The following is a 16,621-nucleotide window of genomic DNA, read 5'->3' as shown; positions in this document are numbered from 1 at the left end:
CCAGCGAGCCCGCCGATGATTAACGCCCAAGCAATGCCGTTCAGAGAGCCAATACCCAACTCATTTTTCAAAAGCTTGAAGCGGTTACCTGGGGTGATCTGATTAAGCGCCATCGCACGAATCATTAGAGTGAGCGTTTGGCTGCCAGCAATGCCCCCCATGGATGCAACAATTGGCATGAGCACCGCCAAAGCCACTACCTGAGCAATTACATCTTCAAATAGTCCGATAGTGACAGACGCCAAAATCGCAGTAAGCAAATTGATGCCTAACCAAACACCGCGCTTTTGCGAGCTTTTTAATACTGGCGCAAACAAGTCATCGCCTTCATCCATACCTGTACCGGCCATCAAACGTGCTTCGTAGATTTCACGCTGTGTACTCAATGCAAACTGCCAATCGACTTCACCGATCAGTGTTTGGTCTGCATCAGTTACAGGGAGAGCGGGCAGTGTGCTGTGTTCTAATGCCTCTACCGCTTCAGGAAGCATCATTTTACTGTCTAGCACCGTCACAGCCTCAATAACGAGTGTTTTTAAGCGAGTATCGGGGTCACCACGCAAGATATCGAAGTAGTTGACCGTTCCACGATACTGTTTATTACGATTAATCAGATACACCTGTTGAGGCGTGTCGTAGCTATAGCGCTCCATTAACTGCTTAGCTGTCCCAATCGTAATGTTGAAGGGCAGGGTGATGATCTTACGTTCAGCCCAGTGGCCGAGTTCTTCATCAGCATACTCGTTTGCTTGATCGTAAAGTTCCAACTCATCTTTTTCTATCAACGAGAGCGCTTCGTTGATGATCGACTCTGGCAACGAATCGGCCCATTCGATGAGCGATAAGTTGTCGAGTTTAGCGAGAGTGAGCTTTAGCTCGACTTCAGATAACGCATTGATGATAGAGAAACGTACGTCCGCACGCATTTCCGTTAACACGTCGATATGTAGCTCTAGTGGTAAAGCTCGCCATAAGCGAACACGATCGTCGATTGGAAATGCTTCTAGAATCAGGGCAACCGCGCCGGGCTCGAGGCCCGCTTCAATAGATTCATTGAGCGTTGCGACTTGATCCGCTTCTTCGGCTTGGCCAATTTGCTGGATTAGAGTGGAGAGATCTTGAAACTTGCTCACCGAGTACCCCGATAGTTAATTCGTTTTATGGAAGTATGGCATGTTATTGAGATGCACAACTATGCATCTTAACCTTGCTCAAGGTACTTGAAAGTAACAGAAAAACAATAGGCTATTCGCTGTTGATGGTGAGATATGGCTGTACCAATTGGCGAATGTTCACTTTTGCGCCAATACGGGCTGCCAGCAAGTACATTCCGCCGATTTTTCTGTGTAAAAATAGGGCATCTGCTGGTGGAGTATGCCAGTATTCTTGCTCCATGCTTAGAATGGTGCCAGCCTCGCGAAGCTTTTGTGCTAAGCCGCTGGCTTTGAAATCATAGGGCTCATCGACCAACATAGGTTCACATGCCATTTTCACTAGATCGAGAATCGCTTGGCGTTGGTCTGGAAGGATGGTTTGGCTGAAGAAGCCTATTTGTTCAAGCGCATCATTCAAGCCTTGTTCGTCATTGTTAACGACAGATGCGAAAGCTTGGCGATAACCAGTGCTGAACCGCTCGCTGTACTCGCGAGTGGCCCCGAAATCTAGCAAGCCGATTTGACGAGTGTTTTCGATATATAAGTAGTTGGCGAAATTTGGGTCGGTTTGTACCATCTTAAATTCGAACAGCTCTCGAAACAGTAATTCGAGTAGGCTGTGCATGACAAAATCTCGCGTACTCTGATCATAATGTTCGATTTGCTCAATCGGACTGCCATCAATGAATTCCATCGCGAGAACGGAGTCTGAGCAACTTTCAGTATGAATCTTGGGCACCACAAAATGAGGGTGCTCCTTCAAAGCGTCATGATAACGAATGGCAAATTGTGCCTCTCGTGCGTAATCGGCCTCGTCATGTAGCTGCTTTTTCGCTTCTTCGAGCAATCCTTTGTAGTCGACAGACTCGGGAATCAACCCAACGACCTTGAGCAGTGTACCGACATTATCGACGTCGCTATCGATACTTTTCCGTATGCCCGGATATTGCACTTTGACGGCTAGGTTATCGCCCGCATCGCTGTAGGCTTGGTGCACTTGTCCTATTGATGCACTGGCGATTGGTTTGAAGTTAAATGACAGAAACTCAGCTTTCCAATTCGTTCCTAGCGAACTTTCCATTACTGCGTTGAGTTGTTTTGCAGGCATTGGGTCTGCGTTGGAACGAAGACGGGAAAGAATATCGGCAAGTTCAGGTTCTAAAACATCACCAGCATCCATTGATAGCATTTGACCAAGCTTCATTGCAGCGCCACGCAGGTGAGCAAGTTGGTCAGTTAAGCGCGCGATGTTCTGTGGCGTCAGCAAGAGGTCTTTCGCTTTTGGTTTGTTGCCTTTGGCTATCTGCTTCGTGCCTTCTGCAATCACATTGCCTGCGACACGGGTAGCAAGTGAAGCGAACTTGCTGAATCTTGAGATGCGATGGGTAGGTAGGCTTCTTTCCTTTGCCGACATGAATCTTCTCCGCTATTTACTAACTAATTGTTATACGGGAAAAGGATATGTTTGGATACAAATGAAAAGAAAACCGCCAGCGTAACTGGCGGTTTGCGAGTTTAGATAGAGTAGAAGAAGTACAGTTGAGACTTCATTCGGATGATGATCCCGCGAATCACATCTAAGAAGGCCATGAAGCCTATCGGTTTTTCACCGCTGACCCATGCGAGGCCAACAGAGCCAACAGGGATGTCGGAGCCTTCTGGCTCATCAATCTTAAGACGAACAAAGTGGTGTTTGTTCTGTAAGTTCTTTCCAGTGGTGACACGTACGGAATCATCGAAACCCAGTAGATTACCTTGTGACTCACCTGTTGCTTCAACAATGCCTTCGACGGTCGCTGAGAAGATCTTACCTGGGTAAACGGACGAAGAGAATTCCGCTGGCTGACCCGGTTTGATGTTACGAATCGCTTGGTGGTTCACTCGCATCAGTACGTACTTCTCGTTGGTGTACATATTAATACGTGGCATCGCTGATACGCGCTGACCTTCACGCAGGATAAAGTTAGTTACAAAGCCATCACTAGGTGCATGCACTTTGGTGCTGTTCAAATCCCATTGTGCTTTTGCAATTTGCTCTTCCGCTTGACGCAATTCAGCCTGCTTCGTTTCAACCGCTAACTCCGCTTTATGAATCGCCAGCTTCGCACGTGAAATATCGACTTGTTTCTTCTTGATTTGAGATTCAAGAGTCAACACATTGTGGCGAGCCATGTCTACTGTGCTCGACTGTTTGTCGATGTCGCTTTCCGTGATGGTGTTTTGCACCACTCGGTTTTGCTCAACATAGCGAACTAGCATCTTTTTCTGCAATTTGTAGTCAACTTTCGCCGCTTCCAACTGGCTCTTTGATGTTTCTAGATCTTGCACTAGCGCTTCGTGGTTAGCTTCTTCAATCTCGATGTCGCCTATTGCTGTAGCTAATGCAACGCGAGCAGAATCAGCGGATACGTTCGCTTGATTTAATGCGATGTTGTATTGCGTTGGGTCAAGTTCATAAATGAGCTGACCTTCTTTAACTTGCTGATTCGGCTCAATGTAAATGTGGTCAACTTTACCTTTTACATTGGTTGAATCTGGACGCAATTGGATGTGTGGCGACTGCACGACAGAACCGCCGGATAAATCCATCGGGGTGAAGTTAATCAAACCTACCCAGACGAACATTAGCCAACCCAAGCCGCCAAGATAAGCGAACGATTTGGTTGCTTTGTTCCAAGGCATGCCAACCAAACGCAACAGATAGATGAAGAGTGCCCATACCGCTAAACCTTCTAACATTATGCTTCCTCTTTTGGCTGTGTTTCTGTTTGCGGTTTACTTTTCCATGTATCACGCAGATTGATGATGGCTTTTTCCATATCAACGAATGCAAAGATCACGGCTAGCACCCAAACCCAGTGCCAGACAAACCCTATCCAGGTCAGCGCAGTGATGAGCCCTATCTGATGATGGTCTTTGCTGTGTGCTTTATTGATAGGCAATTCATGGATTTTCCAAAAGCCGTAACACGCGCCCGCGACACTCGCAATTAAAACGACAGCAGCGACAACATGTAACGCCGTATCTGCGCCTGTACCGACAAACGGGACACTCAGTAAACTCATTAAACACTCCTCTATCAAACTGTTGGCGTATTGTGATCTGAATTTGATTTGCGGCTTTCTTTGTGACAGATTCAATCACTACAGGATTAAATTTGATGTGATTGGTTATGAAAACGGTTCGGTTTATTCGCGCGATGGGCATTCTAAACATGCATAACCTCGCGTTATCTAAATACAATTTGGACTCGGATGAGTTAGGGATCCCAGCATCGGTGTTTCGTAACCCAATGACACTGATCCCGCTAAAAGCCGTTGCGGAATGGTACCGTTGTGTTGAACAAGCCAGTGGTGACCCGGATGTGGTGTTGAGTCTCAGCCGAGGTATTGAACTGCAAAAGCTAGGGCCAGTGGGACGCTGGTTATTCTCCGGCAATGATTTAGCCAGTACCATTCGGCGAGTGAATTATGGTGTGAGCAACCTACAATCAGGGGCGTTTTTTGCTGGCGAACAGTCGGGTAAAATCATCAAATGGACTTACCACAACCCGTTTATAGAAACGTCAGTAAAGGTGCACGATAGTATCCGCTGTGCGGTATTTATGATTAAGGTGTTACGCGAATTTCTTGGCAAAGATTACCAGCCTTTACGTGTCAAGGTTTCAGGCTCGAGAAAAAATACTGAGAGATACCGGGAATATTTCGGCTGCGAGGTGGAATGGAGTCAGCCAAAAACAGAGATATGGATCCCGGGAGATGACCGACTAGCTTCTCGCCAAGTGAGCCATCGAGAAGACAACCGTCTAGCGATGAGTTTTTCCGATTTGGATGATTTGCTTAATATGCCCGACCCAGAAGATGAGTTGAAAGTGATTTATGAAGTGGTGAATTACAGCAGCCATTATGGATTGCCAACGTTAGAGCGCGTGTCTTCTCTGCTTGATTTATCTGAACAGCAGTTTCAACGTCGTTTGCATAAATTAGGGCTCAATTTTTCGACGGTTTCTGGCTATGTATTGAGTAATATTGCAGCTGGTTTGTTGAGTAAGCGCGTGAGTATTGATGACATTGCCACGCGCCTTGGTTACACCAATGTGGCGAGCTGCAATCGTATGTTTAAGAAACATCGTGGATTAACGCCCAAGCAGTATATGGGAAGATTAGAGAAGTAGTGCTCCACTTATTTCTATGAGTACAAGCAATAAAAGCCCTCAAAAAAGTAGAGGGCTTTGTTTTTTGTGTGTTGTTGTTTTATGTAATGGCTATTTTTTAGGGCGCCAACTTAGTGCACTTGCAACAGCGCCGATGGCAACTACATCCTTTTTTTGTTCGCTAAGTTCAGGGAGCATCTGTACCGCAATGGTACCGTTCGTCTGCACAGCGGCAATTTCTTGTGTGCCTTCCTTAAAGCTATAACCCAATGGAATGTCTACCGCCATCATGGCGTCAGGACTAGTATGTACAGTTTCTACATTAAAGTGGGTGCTACCAATACGCACTATGCCTGTCTCTTTTTTCTCAAAGCTGATGTCGATGAGAGCCGATTTTGGCTCCATCGCAAACTCACCGACTTTTTTACCATCTTGAGTAATGTCACAGGTGTAAGGATCATTCCCACCAAAATCGACGCCCATGTAGTTAACCGACATACCGCCTCCAGTGCAGTTCAAAAGCCAAGTTTCCCCGCTGTCGATACGAGTCACTTCTGCGCCCATTGAACCTTCTTTGAAAGAGATACGGTTAAACCAACTTGAGTTAGAAGCACTGCGTGAATACTTGCCTTTGTACTTACCAGCAAAATCAAAATGGCCATCTGCACCGAATCCCCAAAAATCACCGTCGGTTTTGATCAGCATTTCTGGTTGTGCTTTTACGGCATCAGTACGATCCATGACGGCTAGGCCACCACAACCAACAAGGAGCAAGGGAGCGAATAGAATAAGTTTCTTCATGTTTTTCATTGTTTATAGCTTGGTTACATCTAGGGTTTGGTCGGTGAATTGGATGTTCTGAATGTCGTACAACTCGTCAGTGCCTGTATTTGGGCACTCAACAGAAACACTCTTTGCTTTGATAACAGTACATTCCGCCAGTTTGTGTGGCACGATATAGGTGTTGATACCGCCTTCACCATAAATGCTGTTGTCTTTGCTGTTGCCTTCAAAAGTATTGTTTTGATCATTACCGATCACATTCATCGCGTCGTCGCCAATGATCTTCACTTTTGTTAGCCACTGAGATTTGTAGGTGTACGCTTCTATCAAACCGTCTTTGTTGGGAGCCATACGGAAGGTAGGTACTGTGCCTGGATTTGTCTTTTCGGTGTAGAGCTTGACGCCCGCAGAGTCGATATTCGCGGTATATTGCAAGTATCCGTGGAATAAGCCACTGATCCAATCAACGGCTTGTGGATCTTGGGTTTGCATTTCTTCACGCGTTAACGCTTGGTAGCCATCTAAACCATGTCCGTTTGCTTTTGCTACGCCCATGTACGCTTCAAAAGCGGCAGCAAAATATTCGTGAGAATATGAAGGGCCCGTTTGTTTCACACTTTCAGGATCGAAGTCGTCCGATTTCCAATCGTCCCAGTCATACTGAGTAGGGCGCCACACCGTCGGTTTGCCCGATTGAATATCGTTATAGATGCTTAACGCATGAGCTTGAATGTCATTTTGCAGTGCCGCAGTCGCCGTGTTAGGTGCAATACCTTGCGCTTGGACCAAGTGTAAAATTTCTTCAAAAGCGGCGTCTCGTTCGGCTTTTTTACCAAGATTGGCGCAGTAATCGGCAAAATTACTCATGTAATGGCAATCGCCTTCAACTGTCAGTTCTCGATACATTAAAGATTGGCTATTCCTTAGCCAGTTTGGTGTTTCTTCACTAGTTACTAATGTTGACGCGATAGATGTGACAAGTGTATCCATATCATCTTCGTTAAGTACGATCATGCTTACAACAAACTTTTCTAGAGAACTCGTATCAAAAGAGTGTGCTAAGCCCGAGTTTGTAACTGCATCGTTCAATTTGTCTTGGCGAATCAGTTCGTTGATAAAGATTTTGGTTAACATCTCATCATTCTGTTCGTCGTTTTCGGTCAGCATTAATGTGGCATCACGCTCGGCTAATGTCTTAGCGATAAGAGACTTGTCAGCACCGTACTTAGAGTCTGGTTGGTTTGTTAGAAGGTGTTGGATGATTTTGGCTGCACGAAAGATTTTTTCATTATTCGCACCGTCATCAACGGCCACAATGTGAAATGTATCGTTGTTGTTTGCTTCGGAAAGGGAGATTTTCACATAGTGGGTGAAGCCCGCATCTGCCGCTACTTTTAACTTGGCCGGAAACTCTGTAGAAACGACAGTTGGGATTGTGACAGTGCTCAATGTTGGCACTGGTGGTGTTGGAGGTGTCGTTGTCGATGGTTTCGAATTAGATTCACTGCCGCCACAAGCAGTTAGACTTATCGCGCAAAATATGGCTAAAGGTGTTAATTTGGAATATCTCATTTCATGTTACTCGTAGACTTTATTAGAGCAAGAAACTTAGAAGCAACATAAAGTCCTGTCTATATAAGCAAACTAAGTCATATATGTTGGTATTGTTTTTTGGTAAGACCTATTATTCGATACATTTGAAAATATAGTGGATTTTTATTCCGAATTTTATTTTCTATGTGAAGCTATATTCTGATAATGAATAAAACCTCAGGTTATTGCATGGCTTTAGGGGTATAGAATGATTAGGATTATCGTATATGTATGGTTTGTAAGCGTATGTAAGCCTGCGTTTTATTAAAATTATCATTTAAGTAGGTTGCGCAGTATAGGACGAGCGATATACTCCCTCCATCATATTGGTGGAGTAAATGATTCATGGTGGGTAATACAATCTTACTGGTAGAAGACGACTCAGAGATTGCTCGATTAACCAAAATGTACCTCGAAGCCGAAGGATATACGGTAACTGTCATCGATAACGGTCAAAATGCATTAGAAACGATTAAGGGGCTCAAGCCGGACCTAGTGCTGTTAGATTTGATGTTACCAGGAAAAAATGGCGCAGAAATATGTCAAGAGGCGCGTAAGTTTTATCATGGTATTATCATTGTTTTGACTGCGACCGATGATGAAATGAGCGAGGTGAGCTTATTTAAGTTTGGTGCTGATGATTACCTTACCAAACCGATAAAAGGCAATATCCTTCTCGCCCGTATTGAAGCAGCGTTGCGTCGCTATTGTCGTCAAGTTGATATCGTTGAAGAAGAAAAGCTGAGCCGATATGGCATTAGTCTTTGTCTTCGTCGCTCCCAAGCATTTTATTTGCAAAAAGATATTGGTTTAACGAGTTCTGAGTTTGAAATTTTAGAGCTCCTGATGCTGAATGTCGATAAGCCAGTATCTCGTGAATCATGTTGCCGTCTTGCCCGAGGCATTGAATACTGTATTACTGATCGTTCGATTGATATGCGTATATCCTCACTAAGGAAGAAATTCTCTAAGGCTCATATCCATACGGCTACCATTAAAACCATACGTCACCACGGCTACATGCTGACAGGTAAATGACGCATGTTTTCCCTGTTTACTCGTCTATATGTGGGGTTAGTAACTGGCCTTGCGCTGACTGTTGCTTTGTTTCTCTTTATGGGGGAAGAGTACATGCGCAAAACAGAAGTCGGTGTTTTTTTGAGTGACGGTGCTTATTTTGTCGATCAATACATTGAGCAACGAGGCACTCCGGATTCTCTCTACAAGAAGTTAACCGAAAACGGCAAGCAAGATTTCTTTATCTTTGATTTAACATTGGTTGAAAACTGGGACGGATCACCGCCTTGTCGAGATTGTAATCTGCTGTACCGTATGCAAGGGATACCTGTTTATCTTATTGATGGCAGTACCTATGCTGCGGTATTCCCTTTGCCTAACACTTCGAAGAGTTTAGTTTTCAAAGAAAAAACGGATTTCTTTAGCCCACACGTTGATTGGAATGAAGATTCTGAGATTGTATTTATACTTACTCTACTTTTGGTTGTTGTATGCAGTTTAGGCATTATGGTTTACATACCTGTACGACGTCTTGACCGCCAAATTCGGCAACTAACGGCTGCGCAACAACAATTTGGTTCTGGTGAGTTGAATACGCGAGTCGAGCTAAAGCAATTTTCGCAACCCGTGAAAGAGCTCGCCCAAGGCTTCAACTGCATGTCTGAAGAGATTGAGAGACGAGTGCGCCAAACACACATCTTTACTCAAGCTATTCCTCATGAAGTGCGCACTCCGCTGAGTCGTATTCAGCTAGCGACGGATTTAGCTCGACGCACGAGTGGTGAAATGCAGGCAGAGTTACATGACGATATTGAACGATACGTTGATGTCGTGACGGATTTAACGTCCGACATTGTCATGCTGTCTCGCTTGAGTGTGAAAAACCACTCATGGATCGATTCTGTTGAAACCATGGAACTGCCACTTTGGTGTAAAAGCCGCATGAATTACCTAGGCTTAGAGTCCGCCATGTTGAGAGCAGAAAATAAACTCGCGAACCAATTGATTCACTTTCAGCCTACTTTGGGTAACCTTGTCCTCGATAATTTACTGCAAAACGCCAAGCGTTATGGTGAGTCCTGCGTTGAGGTGACGATTCGAACGGTAGCGGATTGCTGGAGCATCGATATTGAGGACGATGGTCCGGGCATCCCTGAGGCGATGCGAGAAGAAGTATTTATGCCATTTTCGCGCTTAGACAAAAGCCGCAACGCCGACATGAAAGGCTTTGGTTTAGGGCTTGCCATCGCTACCAGTGCAGCGCGGCAACTGGGGTGGGAGCTTTCTGTCGGCGAGAGTTACTTAGGCGGCGCACGTTTTACGGTGCTTATTCCTGCCAACGGTTAGAGTAGGCACTGCGGTAGTCTGGCTCTGCGATACCTTCATACAAATCGTCACAAGCTTGCAGCGGACCTACGACGGTTTGGTAGGGTAGGACACCTGCCCAAACAGGGATGTCCATGTCTTCCGCATCGTCGTTGACGCCAAAATTGCTGATTTTCACCGATGCTTCTGTGAGTGGAATACGCAGCAGCATGGTGGCTTTGAGTTCTTTTTCATTACTCAAACGGACTTGTTCTGTTCTCCCCGGAGCGATCTGTTCAATAAAGTGATTCAGCAACCTGTCTTTCTCTTGGTTATCTTCCACCACCTCAAACTGGCCAAAGACCACAGCACTGCGATAATGCGCACTGTGGTGAAACGCACTTCGAGCCAATACCCAACCATCAAACAAAGTAAAGGTTAAGCACGTTTGCACTCCTTGTTTGAGTGAGCGTAACAGTCGACTGTTGTTGGCACCATGGATATACACGTAATCATCGACACGCCATGCCAGCATAGGGATGACCACAGGGCCTGACTCGTTGGTTATCGCAATATGAGCGATTAGGCTGTCATCTATGATGGCGTGCAGTTTGCTAACATCAGAGACGGCTTTATGTGCGCCTTTCTTAATTTCCGTTCTATTGGTGTTGGATAGCATTTTCTCTCCTTGTTTGCTCACGATTACGAGCGATTGATCCTCATTCTTTGATTGCAATGTAGCGTTTAACTGGTAGCTTAAAGAGAGCCAGTTTTAACTAATGGATGGATCCAGTTTGTCTTTGATTGATATCGGTGACCTGCATTTAAAAGACAGTGAAGGAACGCGTCAGCAAGCGTTGTTTTTGGCTATTCGCAAGAAAATTGTTCAAGGACTGTGGGTGAAGAATGGGAAGCTGCCTTCTACGCGGAAGCTTTCACAAGAGCTTAATCTAAGTAGGAATACCGTGATTTCTGCCTACGAACAGTTAGTGGCGGAAGGGTACTTGAACAGCCAAAAAGGTTCTGGCTTTTATGTTGCCGTAGAACTGCCAGAGCAGTACTTGCCTGAACCTAGTTCAGTTCAGAGAGACTCATCACCGAAAGCTCACTTTGATATCAACCGCGCATTTGCACCGGGTGTGCCGGATTTGGACGCATTTCCGATGGCGCAATGGCAAAAGTTACTCACTCGCCATATGTCTCGTACTTGCTTGTTGGGGAATCAAGATATTCAGGGTAGTTGGGCATTGCGCTGTGCTTTAGCTGACTACCTCGCATCAAGCCGTTCAGTGAATTGTTCTCCAGAGCGCATTATTATTACCTCTGGGGCGCAGCAAGCGTTGTCGATTGCGACGATGGTAGTGCTCAAACAAGGTGATAAGGTTCTGATGGAGCAACCAGGTTACGCGCAAATGCGGAAGTTGATTCAGTTCCAAAACTATCAATTTGAGCCTTTGTTCGTAACAGAGAAATTAGGTTTTGATGTGGAAGCGGTGACCTCAAGCGATGCCGATGCGCTGTATATTACACCAAGTAATCAATATCCGATGGGTACCACACTCAATACCGAGCAAAGAGGAAAGATCATCAACTGGGCGGTCGAACAATCAAGTTGGATCATCGAGGACGATTATGACAGCGAATTTCAGTTTGCTCATCGTCCCTATACCAGTTTACAGGGGCTAGCAGCTCAAATGGGTCGAGATGATCGCGTGTTGTATGTGGGTTCCTTCAGTAAAGTGATGTTTAACGGATTGCGGCTTGGCTACCTTGTAGTTCCTGAACGTTTAGTAGAGCAATGCTTAGTGGTTAAGGATGCGTTAAGTGGTGATTCGCCGACGCATACACAAGAAGCATTGGCAGACTTTATTACTGAAGGTGGGTTATTACGTCATATTCGAAAAATGCGTCGACTCTACAAAACTAAGCATGAACAGATGCATGTATCCATTCAACAGCATTTTGGCGACCGTGTTTGCGTCGTTAGCCAAGCGGCGGGGCTTCATGTTACGTTGAAATGGCAAGACGGTATGGATGAGCAGCGTTTTATAAAACTAGCAGAGCATGAAGGGATCATCTTGCGACCTTTGAGCTATTATGAACACCCAGATTTTCAAGCACGTCACTGGCATGGTGCCGTGCTTGGTTACGGCAATATCGCGTTAGAGAACATAGACGCTGGTATCCAACGTTTAGCTCACATATTTCGAAATGGGAAGCGATGACTATTCAACTACACGTGTTTGTCGCTTATGTCGCCACTGTTTCCAAGGCAGTAAAAGTAGAGTAAAAATGCCAAGTGCATAAAACATTGACCAGCCTAAACATATAAAAACACCGGTACAAAGCAGTAGGGACAGTCCCGCAAGTGTTTTACCAAATCCTCGAAGCAATTTAAAAGCGGCTAACATCGCCAACATGTAAACCAGAACGAATACACTGTTTGCGAGTTTTAGGAAAAACTCCAGATCGAGCTGTGATAGGGTTCCTATCACACAAGATATCAATAATATACCGCCAACTAATATGGTGGCTGAGAAAGGGACACCACGACGCGAAATCTTGGCTAGTGGACTAGAAGGACGATGTTCCCGAGCTTGAGCCCAGACCATTCGCGCTAGGCTCTGTGTGTATAAGTTAACGCTCGCGAAACAAGCGGAGAAACCTATCAAGCTGATTATCCATTTGGCTCCATCGCCTAGTAGTTGGGCACTAAGCCAGGGGATGGATGCGTTATCAAATTGAGCGTTACCATACGCGCCAAATTTTAAAATAACGACAGAGCATGCCCAATAGGTAGCCCCTGCTACAAAACAACCGACCACAATGGCAATAGGGAAATCTCTTTGAGGGTTTTTGAACTCTTCCCCCATATGGGCAAAAGCCTCTATGCCAACAAAACACCAGAACATCACGCCTAACGCTGCGGTAATAGGCCAAATTGACTCTTGTGTGATGGCGGGCATCACAAGATCGGCGCTGTTAACGTCGCCTTTCCATAAAAATGCGCCAACAAGTGCGAAGACACTCAAAGCAATAAGAGTTTGTAAATGACCTGATGATTTTGTGCCCATCAAGTTGACGAACACAAGAAGTACTACCGTGAGAACTTGTGCAAACAGATTGTTGCTAATAGGCTCTGGCAATATTTGTTGTAGGAAGCCTGCGGCGAGTGCAATCGCGGCCGGAACCCCTACCGGAATGACACTAACAAATAGCCAAGCGACACTACTTTCCAGTTTGGCGTTAAAGGCTTTGCGTACAAAAAAGGCTGTTCCGCCCGCGTTGGGGTATCGTTTACCCAGTTGAGCAAAAGTCAGCGCAATAGGACAAATCGCGATGAACAATAAAATCCAAGCCCATAGTGAAAAATGGCCAGCTATACCTGCTGCGATAGCCGGGATCATAAACAGCCCCGTTCCCATTAATGTGGTGGATAACTGTGCGATACCTGATGTGAGTGAAATGTCTTTTTTGAGCTCTTCCATGCGAATTGATTCATCCAATGTTATGAGGTTTATTACGAAAAAGCTTGTGGCTTCTGGTTATTTCGTTTTATGTGTTTAAGCGATGCTATTTATGTGCTGAGTACTTAAGTTGGGAATTTGATTTCAATGTGTTATCTATTTTCTGTTGAAATGGATAACAGCACTCATCTCATGCCCGCCAAATAGCATATCCAAAATGTTAATAACAAAATGATTTACTAAACCGTCAATATGACGGTTGTTTTAAATAATTCCAACAAAATGTTGGTTTCTTATGCAGTTAGAATCGGTATAGAATGAGAAAAATAAGGAAAGCTTGGTAACGGTATGGACAAGTTTGATCATAAGATTGTGGATCTGCTCAGGCACAACGCTCGGCTGTCGGTGACTGAAATTGCGGATAAAGTAAACCTTTCTCGTTCTGCGGTAACGGCCCGTATTCGTAAGCTAGAGCATGACAAAGTGATTCTAGGGTATCACGCTGAAATTGCGCCTTCGGGTGGGGATTCGATTTGCGCCTATTTTGCCTTAAAGTTCGATAAATCAACCTCTACGTATTATTGCGAATCATACGCGGACGAGTTATACAAAATTGATGGCGTAAAATGGTGTCATGCGATCAGCGGTGAGACGGACATGATGGTTTTTGTCGAAGTGCCTACGATGGCTCGCTTGAACGAAATCAGAGATCAAATTCAACGATATCCAGAGCTTCGAAACCTGATGACTCATACCGTCTTAGCTGAATTCTTTAACACGACTGGGAACCTGTTTGTGAAGTGACCATGAATGGATGCCATGTTGAAAACCCTTCAGAGCGAATATGTTAAACAACATTAATTTGAATCTACTTAGATCCTTGCATGTACTTTTAGAGGAGTGTCATGTCAGCCGGACCGCAGACCGTTTGCACATTACGCAGTCTGCCGTCAGTCGACAGCTTGCACAATTGCGCGATCTGTGTGGTGACCCACTGCTTATTCGTCAAGGTAATCAACTGATACCAACGCCACGAGCAATAGCGTTAAAATCAAAGCTTGATGCATTACTGGCTGAGTTTGACCATTTACTCGATGACCAACCTTTTGAGCCGCGGCAGTGGCAAGGTGAGCTTGTTATTGCTTCTAGTGACTACGTGGCGCAATACGTATTGCCCGATATTGCCTCTCACTTGGGTGAACAAGCGCCACAGTTAGATATGGCGTACCGACTGTGGCAACCCAACTTTCTTGATAAACTTCATGAGACGGGCATCCATATCGCGTCTTCTATGTATCCAGAAAAACCACAGAGTGTGTCGAGCGTTAAAATTGGTGAGGATTCATCAGTTTGTTTGATGAAATCTTCTCATCCGTTAGCAAAGCAGGACCAGATCAGTATTGAAGACTTGATTTCATATTCACACATCAAAGTGACTGGCGGCGGAGACAAAGATTCCTACACTGATTTAGCATTGAAAGAGCTAGGGCACACCCGCCACGTTACCTTTAAGGTTCCATTCTTCTCTGCTGCGATCAATCGCTTAGTTGCAAGTGAGCACCTGATGGTGGCTCCTGAACATATTGCCGTTAACCTCGCTAAGCATTGGGACTTAACCCATAAAGCATTACCACTCGAAACACCTATTCATCAATATTGGTTAATGTGGCACCCCAAATACGACACGGATCCTGCGCATAAATGGGTGCGAGAAGAGATTCGCTCAGTAATGCAAATTTCTGAATATTCCATTCGCTAATACGTACACCGTTTAGCTATGACTTGAAGTCATGATTAGTATGAATAACTTTGATTTCTAATTATACCTCTTCCGTTGATAGAGTGAGCGTCAAAGAGGGGAGATTCTTATGACACTAACAGTTTGGTTATCACTTTTTACCGTGTGTTTATTAGGGGCTATGTCACCAGGTCCCAGTTTAGCTATTGTCGCTAAGCACTCGTTGGCTGGTGGACGTATCAATGGATTAGCTACGGCTTGGGCTCATGCGTTTGGCATTGGTATATATGCGTTTATTACCTTGATTGGGCTCGCTGTTGTTTTGCAGCAAAGCCCGATGCTGTTCAAGACGATTAGCCTTGTGGGTGCGGCATATCTTGCGTATTTAGGGTTTAATGCTTTGCGTTCAAAAGGTGGTGTGGCTGCGAAGTTGGAGTCAGGTGAGGAAACAACGGTAATCCAGTCTGCGCGAGAAGGCTTTTTTATCTCGATTTTAAGTCCCAAAATTGCTTTGTTTTTTATCGCATTATTCAGTCAGTTTGTCGCGCTCGGTAATGATTTGAGTAATCAGATGATCATTGTTGCCACGCCGTTTGTTGTGGATGGGCTTTGGTACACCTTTATTACCCTAGTGCTATCGAGCTCTAAAGTCGTTGACAGAATTCGCTCTAAGGCAGTGTTGATTGATCGTTTGTCAGGGGTAGTACTCATGCTGCTGGCTCTTAGAGTGGTCGTAACGGTATAGACAAGCTCGCAAGACAGAAATACTAAAAGCAGCCCGTGTGGCTGCTTTTCAAAAAAGCACCCTGCCATTTTAAGGACAGGGTGAAAGCAAGAAGTTTCTCAGGAGCGGTCTGGGGAGAGAAACTCATCTAAATCTTATTTACTTACCGTCGAACCTCTTCAAATTCACCTTCAATCGCATCTGCTTTACCTGTATTAAATTCATATTCTTCGTGCATTTCTCTCTGCATTTTCTTGACGCGATTTTCAATACGCTTGCCGGTAATTAATGCTGCGATGGTCAACGGAATCGCAATGATCAAGCTAAATACTAACGTAAAAAAGCCGGTAATCAGTGCTAGTGCAGTTACAATAATCCGATTCATAATCATGACCTCTCTGTAATTTATGTGCTCAGATTAATGCTGTGAACATGAACAAAACATGAATGCTGACGTTTACTTTGTCCGGAGAGTGTCAAATGAATGAAACGAAAAAACGCCTGAGAGTGATCAGGCGTATAAACGGGGAAAAATATTAGTAATGCGCATGGCGCTTATTATTTAGAACAAATATGAGATATTGTCCGTTACGCTATGTGGTTAACGTTGTGGAGCAAAGTTCACCTATCGAGGGAATGTTTGGTAACGAACACCCATCATTTGTTCCATACAGTGCACAACTTGGC

At 44.9% G+C, this 16,621-nt stretch carries 16 protein-coding genes; 7 read left to right on the top strand and 9 right to left on the bottom strand.

The genetic code is table 11. The features are described 5' to 3' along the window. From IQR33_RS06810 to IQR33_RS06795, 4 genes are all read right to left on the bottom strand, one after another. Window positions 1-1,133, bottom strand: a 1,133-nt coding sequence (locus IQR33_RS06810; protein WP_322631755.1) for a magnesium transporter, incomplete at its 3' end; no start/stop codon positions are given. Between the two features lie 112 nt (window positions 1,134-1,245). Then, window positions 1,246-2,568: an ABC1 kinase family protein gene (locus tag IQR33_RS06805; protein ID WP_005385593.1), complete on the bottom strand. Its 1,323-nt coding sequence runs from the start codon at window positions 2,566-2,568 to the stop codon at window positions 1,246-1,248. A 101-nt stretch (window positions 2,569-2,669) separates the two neighbouring features. Continuing rightward, on the bottom strand, window positions 2,670-3,893 hold the full coding sequence (locus IQR33_RS06800; RefSeq protein ID WP_193837922.1) for an HlyD family secretion protein: 1,224 nt from the start codon (window positions 3,891-3,893) through the stop codon (window positions 2,670-2,672). Further along, window positions 3,893-4,219 carry an MFS transporter gene (locus IQR33_RS06795; protein ID WP_017635162.1) on the bottom strand — a complete coding sequence of 109 codons (327 nt, stop codon included), beginning with the start codon at window positions 4,217-4,219 and terminating at the stop codon, window positions 3,893-3,895. Before IQR33_RS06795 ends, IQR33_RS06800 begins: the two co-directional genes overlap by 1 nt. Before the next feature lie 107 nt (window positions 4,220-4,326). On the opposite strand from IQR33_RS06795, the gene IQR33_RS06790 reads away from it, so the two are divergent. Next, a complete protein-coding gene (locus IQR33_RS06790) occupies window positions 4,327-5,328 on the top strand; it encodes an AraC family transcriptional regulator (protein ID WP_062731051.1) in 1,002 nt (333 codons plus the stop codon). 90 nt (window positions 5,329-5,418) lie between these two features. On the opposite strand, the gene IQR33_RS06785 is transcribed toward IQR33_RS06790, so the two are convergent. After that, window positions 5,419-6,108, bottom strand: coding sequence for a hypothetical protein (locus IQR33_RS06785; protein ID WP_017635164.1), 690 nt, complete (start codon window positions 6,106-6,108; stop codon window positions 5,419-5,421). A gap of 12 nt (window positions 6,109-6,120) precedes the next feature. Then, on the bottom strand, window positions 6,121-7,662 hold the full coding sequence (locus tag IQR33_RS06780; protein WP_033906362.1) for a hypothetical protein: 1,542 nt from the start codon (window positions 7,660-7,662) through the stop codon (window positions 6,121-6,123). 366 nt (window positions 7,663-8,028) lie between these two features. On the opposite strand from IQR33_RS06780, the gene IQR33_RS06775 reads away from it, so the two are divergent. Together IQR33_RS06775 and IQR33_RS06770 are read left to right on the top strand one after the other, a co-directional pair. Then, window positions 8,029-8,721: a response regulator transcription factor gene (locus IQR33_RS06775; protein ID WP_005373624.1), complete on the top strand. Its 693-nt coding sequence runs from the start codon at window positions 8,029-8,031 to the stop codon at window positions 8,719-8,721. 3 nt (window positions 8,722-8,724) lie between these two features. Beyond that, a complete protein-coding gene (locus IQR33_RS06770) occupies window positions 8,725-10,047 on the top strand; it encodes an ATP-binding protein (protein ID WP_047101179.1) in 1,323 nt (440 codons plus the stop codon). Here IQR33_RS06770 and IQR33_RS06765 read toward each other — a convergent pair. Then, a complete protein-coding gene (locus IQR33_RS06765; protein WP_017635166.1) occupies window positions 10,028-10,684 on the bottom strand; it encodes a pyridoxamine 5'-phosphate oxidase family protein in 657 nt (218 codons plus the stop codon). The two genes, IQR33_RS06770 and IQR33_RS06765, sit on opposite strands and share 20 nt — an antisense overlap. A 100-nt stretch (window positions 10,685-10,784) precedes the next feature. Here IQR33_RS06765 and IQR33_RS06760 point away from each other — a divergent pair, with 100 nt between their 5' ends. Beyond that, the gene (locus IQR33_RS06760) at window positions 10,785-12,230 is read left to right on the top strand and encodes a PLP-dependent aminotransferase family protein (RefSeq protein WP_017635167.1); all 1,446 of its coding nucleotides are present in this window, start codon (window positions 10,785-10,787) and stop codon (window positions 12,228-12,230) included. Here the strand turns inward: IQR33_RS06760 and yjeH are convergent, their stop codons facing one another. Beyond that, entirely contained in the window at window positions 12,231-13,493 is a 1,263-nt protein-coding gene (yjeH, locus tag IQR33_RS06755; protein WP_017635168.1) for an L-methionine/branched-chain amino acid transporter, read from the bottom strand. 327 nt (window positions 13,494-13,820) lie between these two features. Between yjeH and IQR33_RS06750 the strand changes: the two genes are divergently transcribed. The 3 genes from IQR33_RS06750 to IQR33_RS06740 all read left to right on the top strand — a co-directional run bounded on the left by IQR33_RS06750 (window position 13,821) and on the right by IQR33_RS06740 (window position 15,955). After that, window positions 13,821-14,276 carry an Lrp/AsnC family transcriptional regulator gene (locus tag IQR33_RS06750; protein ID WP_005373615.1) on the top strand — a complete coding sequence of 152 codons (456 nt, stop codon included), beginning with the start codon at window positions 13,821-13,823 and terminating at the stop codon, window positions 14,274-14,276. A gap of 40 nt (window positions 14,277-14,316) precedes the next feature. Next, entirely contained in the window at window positions 14,317-15,231 is a 915-nt protein-coding gene (locus IQR33_RS06745; protein WP_017819875.1) for a LysR family transcriptional regulator, read from the top strand. A gap of 109 nt (window positions 15,232-15,340) precedes the next feature. Then, window positions 15,341-15,955 carry a LysE family translocator gene (locus IQR33_RS06740; protein WP_005373611.1) on the top strand — a complete coding sequence of 205 codons (615 nt, stop codon included), beginning with the start codon at window positions 15,341-15,343 and terminating at the stop codon, window positions 15,953-15,955. A 142-nt stretch (window positions 15,956-16,097) separates the two neighbouring features. On the opposite strand, the gene IQR33_RS06735 is transcribed toward IQR33_RS06740, so the two are convergent. Further along, entirely contained in the window at window positions 16,098-16,319 is a 222-nt protein-coding gene (locus tag IQR33_RS06735; protein WP_021035939.1) for a hypothetical protein, read from the bottom strand. Between the last annotated feature and the right edge of the window lie 302 nt (window positions 16,320-16,621).

The organism is Vibrio sp. OPT46, from assembly GCF_015163535.1.
GTDB classification, from domain to species: Bacteria; Pseudomonadota; Gammaproteobacteria; order Enterobacterales; family Vibrionaceae; genus Vibrio; species Vibrio alginolyticus.
This window is presented reverse-complemented; position numbering and strand designations above follow the sequence as displayed.

What these genes read in the sequence shown, in the direction of transcription:
- IQR33_RS06805 (WP_005385593.1), bottom strand. Translation starts at nt 2,568, where the DNA reads ATGTCGGCAAAGGAAAGAAGCCTACCTACCCATCGCATCTCAAGATTC.
- IQR33_RS06800 (WP_193837922.1), bottom strand. Translation starts at nt 3,893, where the DNA reads ATGTTAGAAGGTTTAGCGGTATGGGCACTCTTCATCTATCTGTTGCGT.
- IQR33_RS06795 (WP_017635162.1), bottom strand. Translation starts at nt 4,219, where the DNA reads ATGAGTTTACTGAGTGTCCCGTTTGTCGGTACAGGCGCAGATACGGCG.
- IQR33_RS06790 (WP_062731051.1), top strand. Translation starts at nt 4,327, where the DNA reads ATGAAAACGGTTCGGTTTATTCGCGCGATGGGCATTCTAAACATGCAT.
- IQR33_RS06785 (WP_017635164.1), bottom strand. Translation starts at nt 6,108, where the DNA reads ATGAAGAAACTTATTCTATTCGCTCCCTTGCTCCTTGTTGGTTGTGGT.
- IQR33_RS06780 (WP_033906362.1), bottom strand. Translation starts at nt 7,662, where the DNA reads ATGAGATATTCCAAATTAACACCTTTAGCCATATTTTGCGCGATAAGT.
- IQR33_RS06775 (WP_005373624.1), top strand. Translation starts at nt 8,029, where the DNA reads ATGGTGGGTAATACAATCTTACTGGTAGAAGACGACTCAGAGATTGCT.
- IQR33_RS06770 (WP_047101179.1), top strand. Translation starts at nt 8,725, where the DNA reads ATGTTTTCCCTGTTTACTCGTCTATATGTGGGGTTAGTAACTGGCCTT.
- IQR33_RS06765 (WP_017635166.1), bottom strand. Translation starts at nt 10,684, where the DNA reads ATGCTATCCAACACCAATAGAACGGAAATTAAGAAAGGCGCACATAAA.
- IQR33_RS06760 (WP_017635167.1), top strand. Translation starts at nt 10,785, where the DNA reads ATGGATGGATCCAGTTTGTCTTTGATTGATATCGGTGACCTGCATTTA.
- yjeH (WP_017635168.1), bottom strand. Translation starts at nt 13,493, where the DNA reads ATGGAAGAGCTCAAAAAAGACATTTCACTCACATCAGGTATCGCACAG.
- IQR33_RS06750 (WP_005373615.1), top strand. Translation starts at nt 13,821, where the DNA reads ATGGACAAGTTTGATCATAAGATTGTGGATCTGCTCAGGCACAACGCT.
- IQR33_RS06745 (WP_017819875.1), top strand. Translation starts at nt 14,317, where the DNA reads ATGTTAAACAACATTAATTTGAATCTACTTAGATCCTTGCATGTACTT.
- IQR33_RS06740 (WP_005373611.1), top strand. Translation starts at nt 15,341, where the DNA reads ATGACACTAACAGTTTGGTTATCACTTTTTACCGTGTGTTTATTAGGG.
- IQR33_RS06735 (WP_021035939.1), bottom strand. Translation starts at nt 16,319, where the DNA reads ATGAATCGGATTATTGTAACTGCACTAGCACTGATTACCGGCTTTTTT.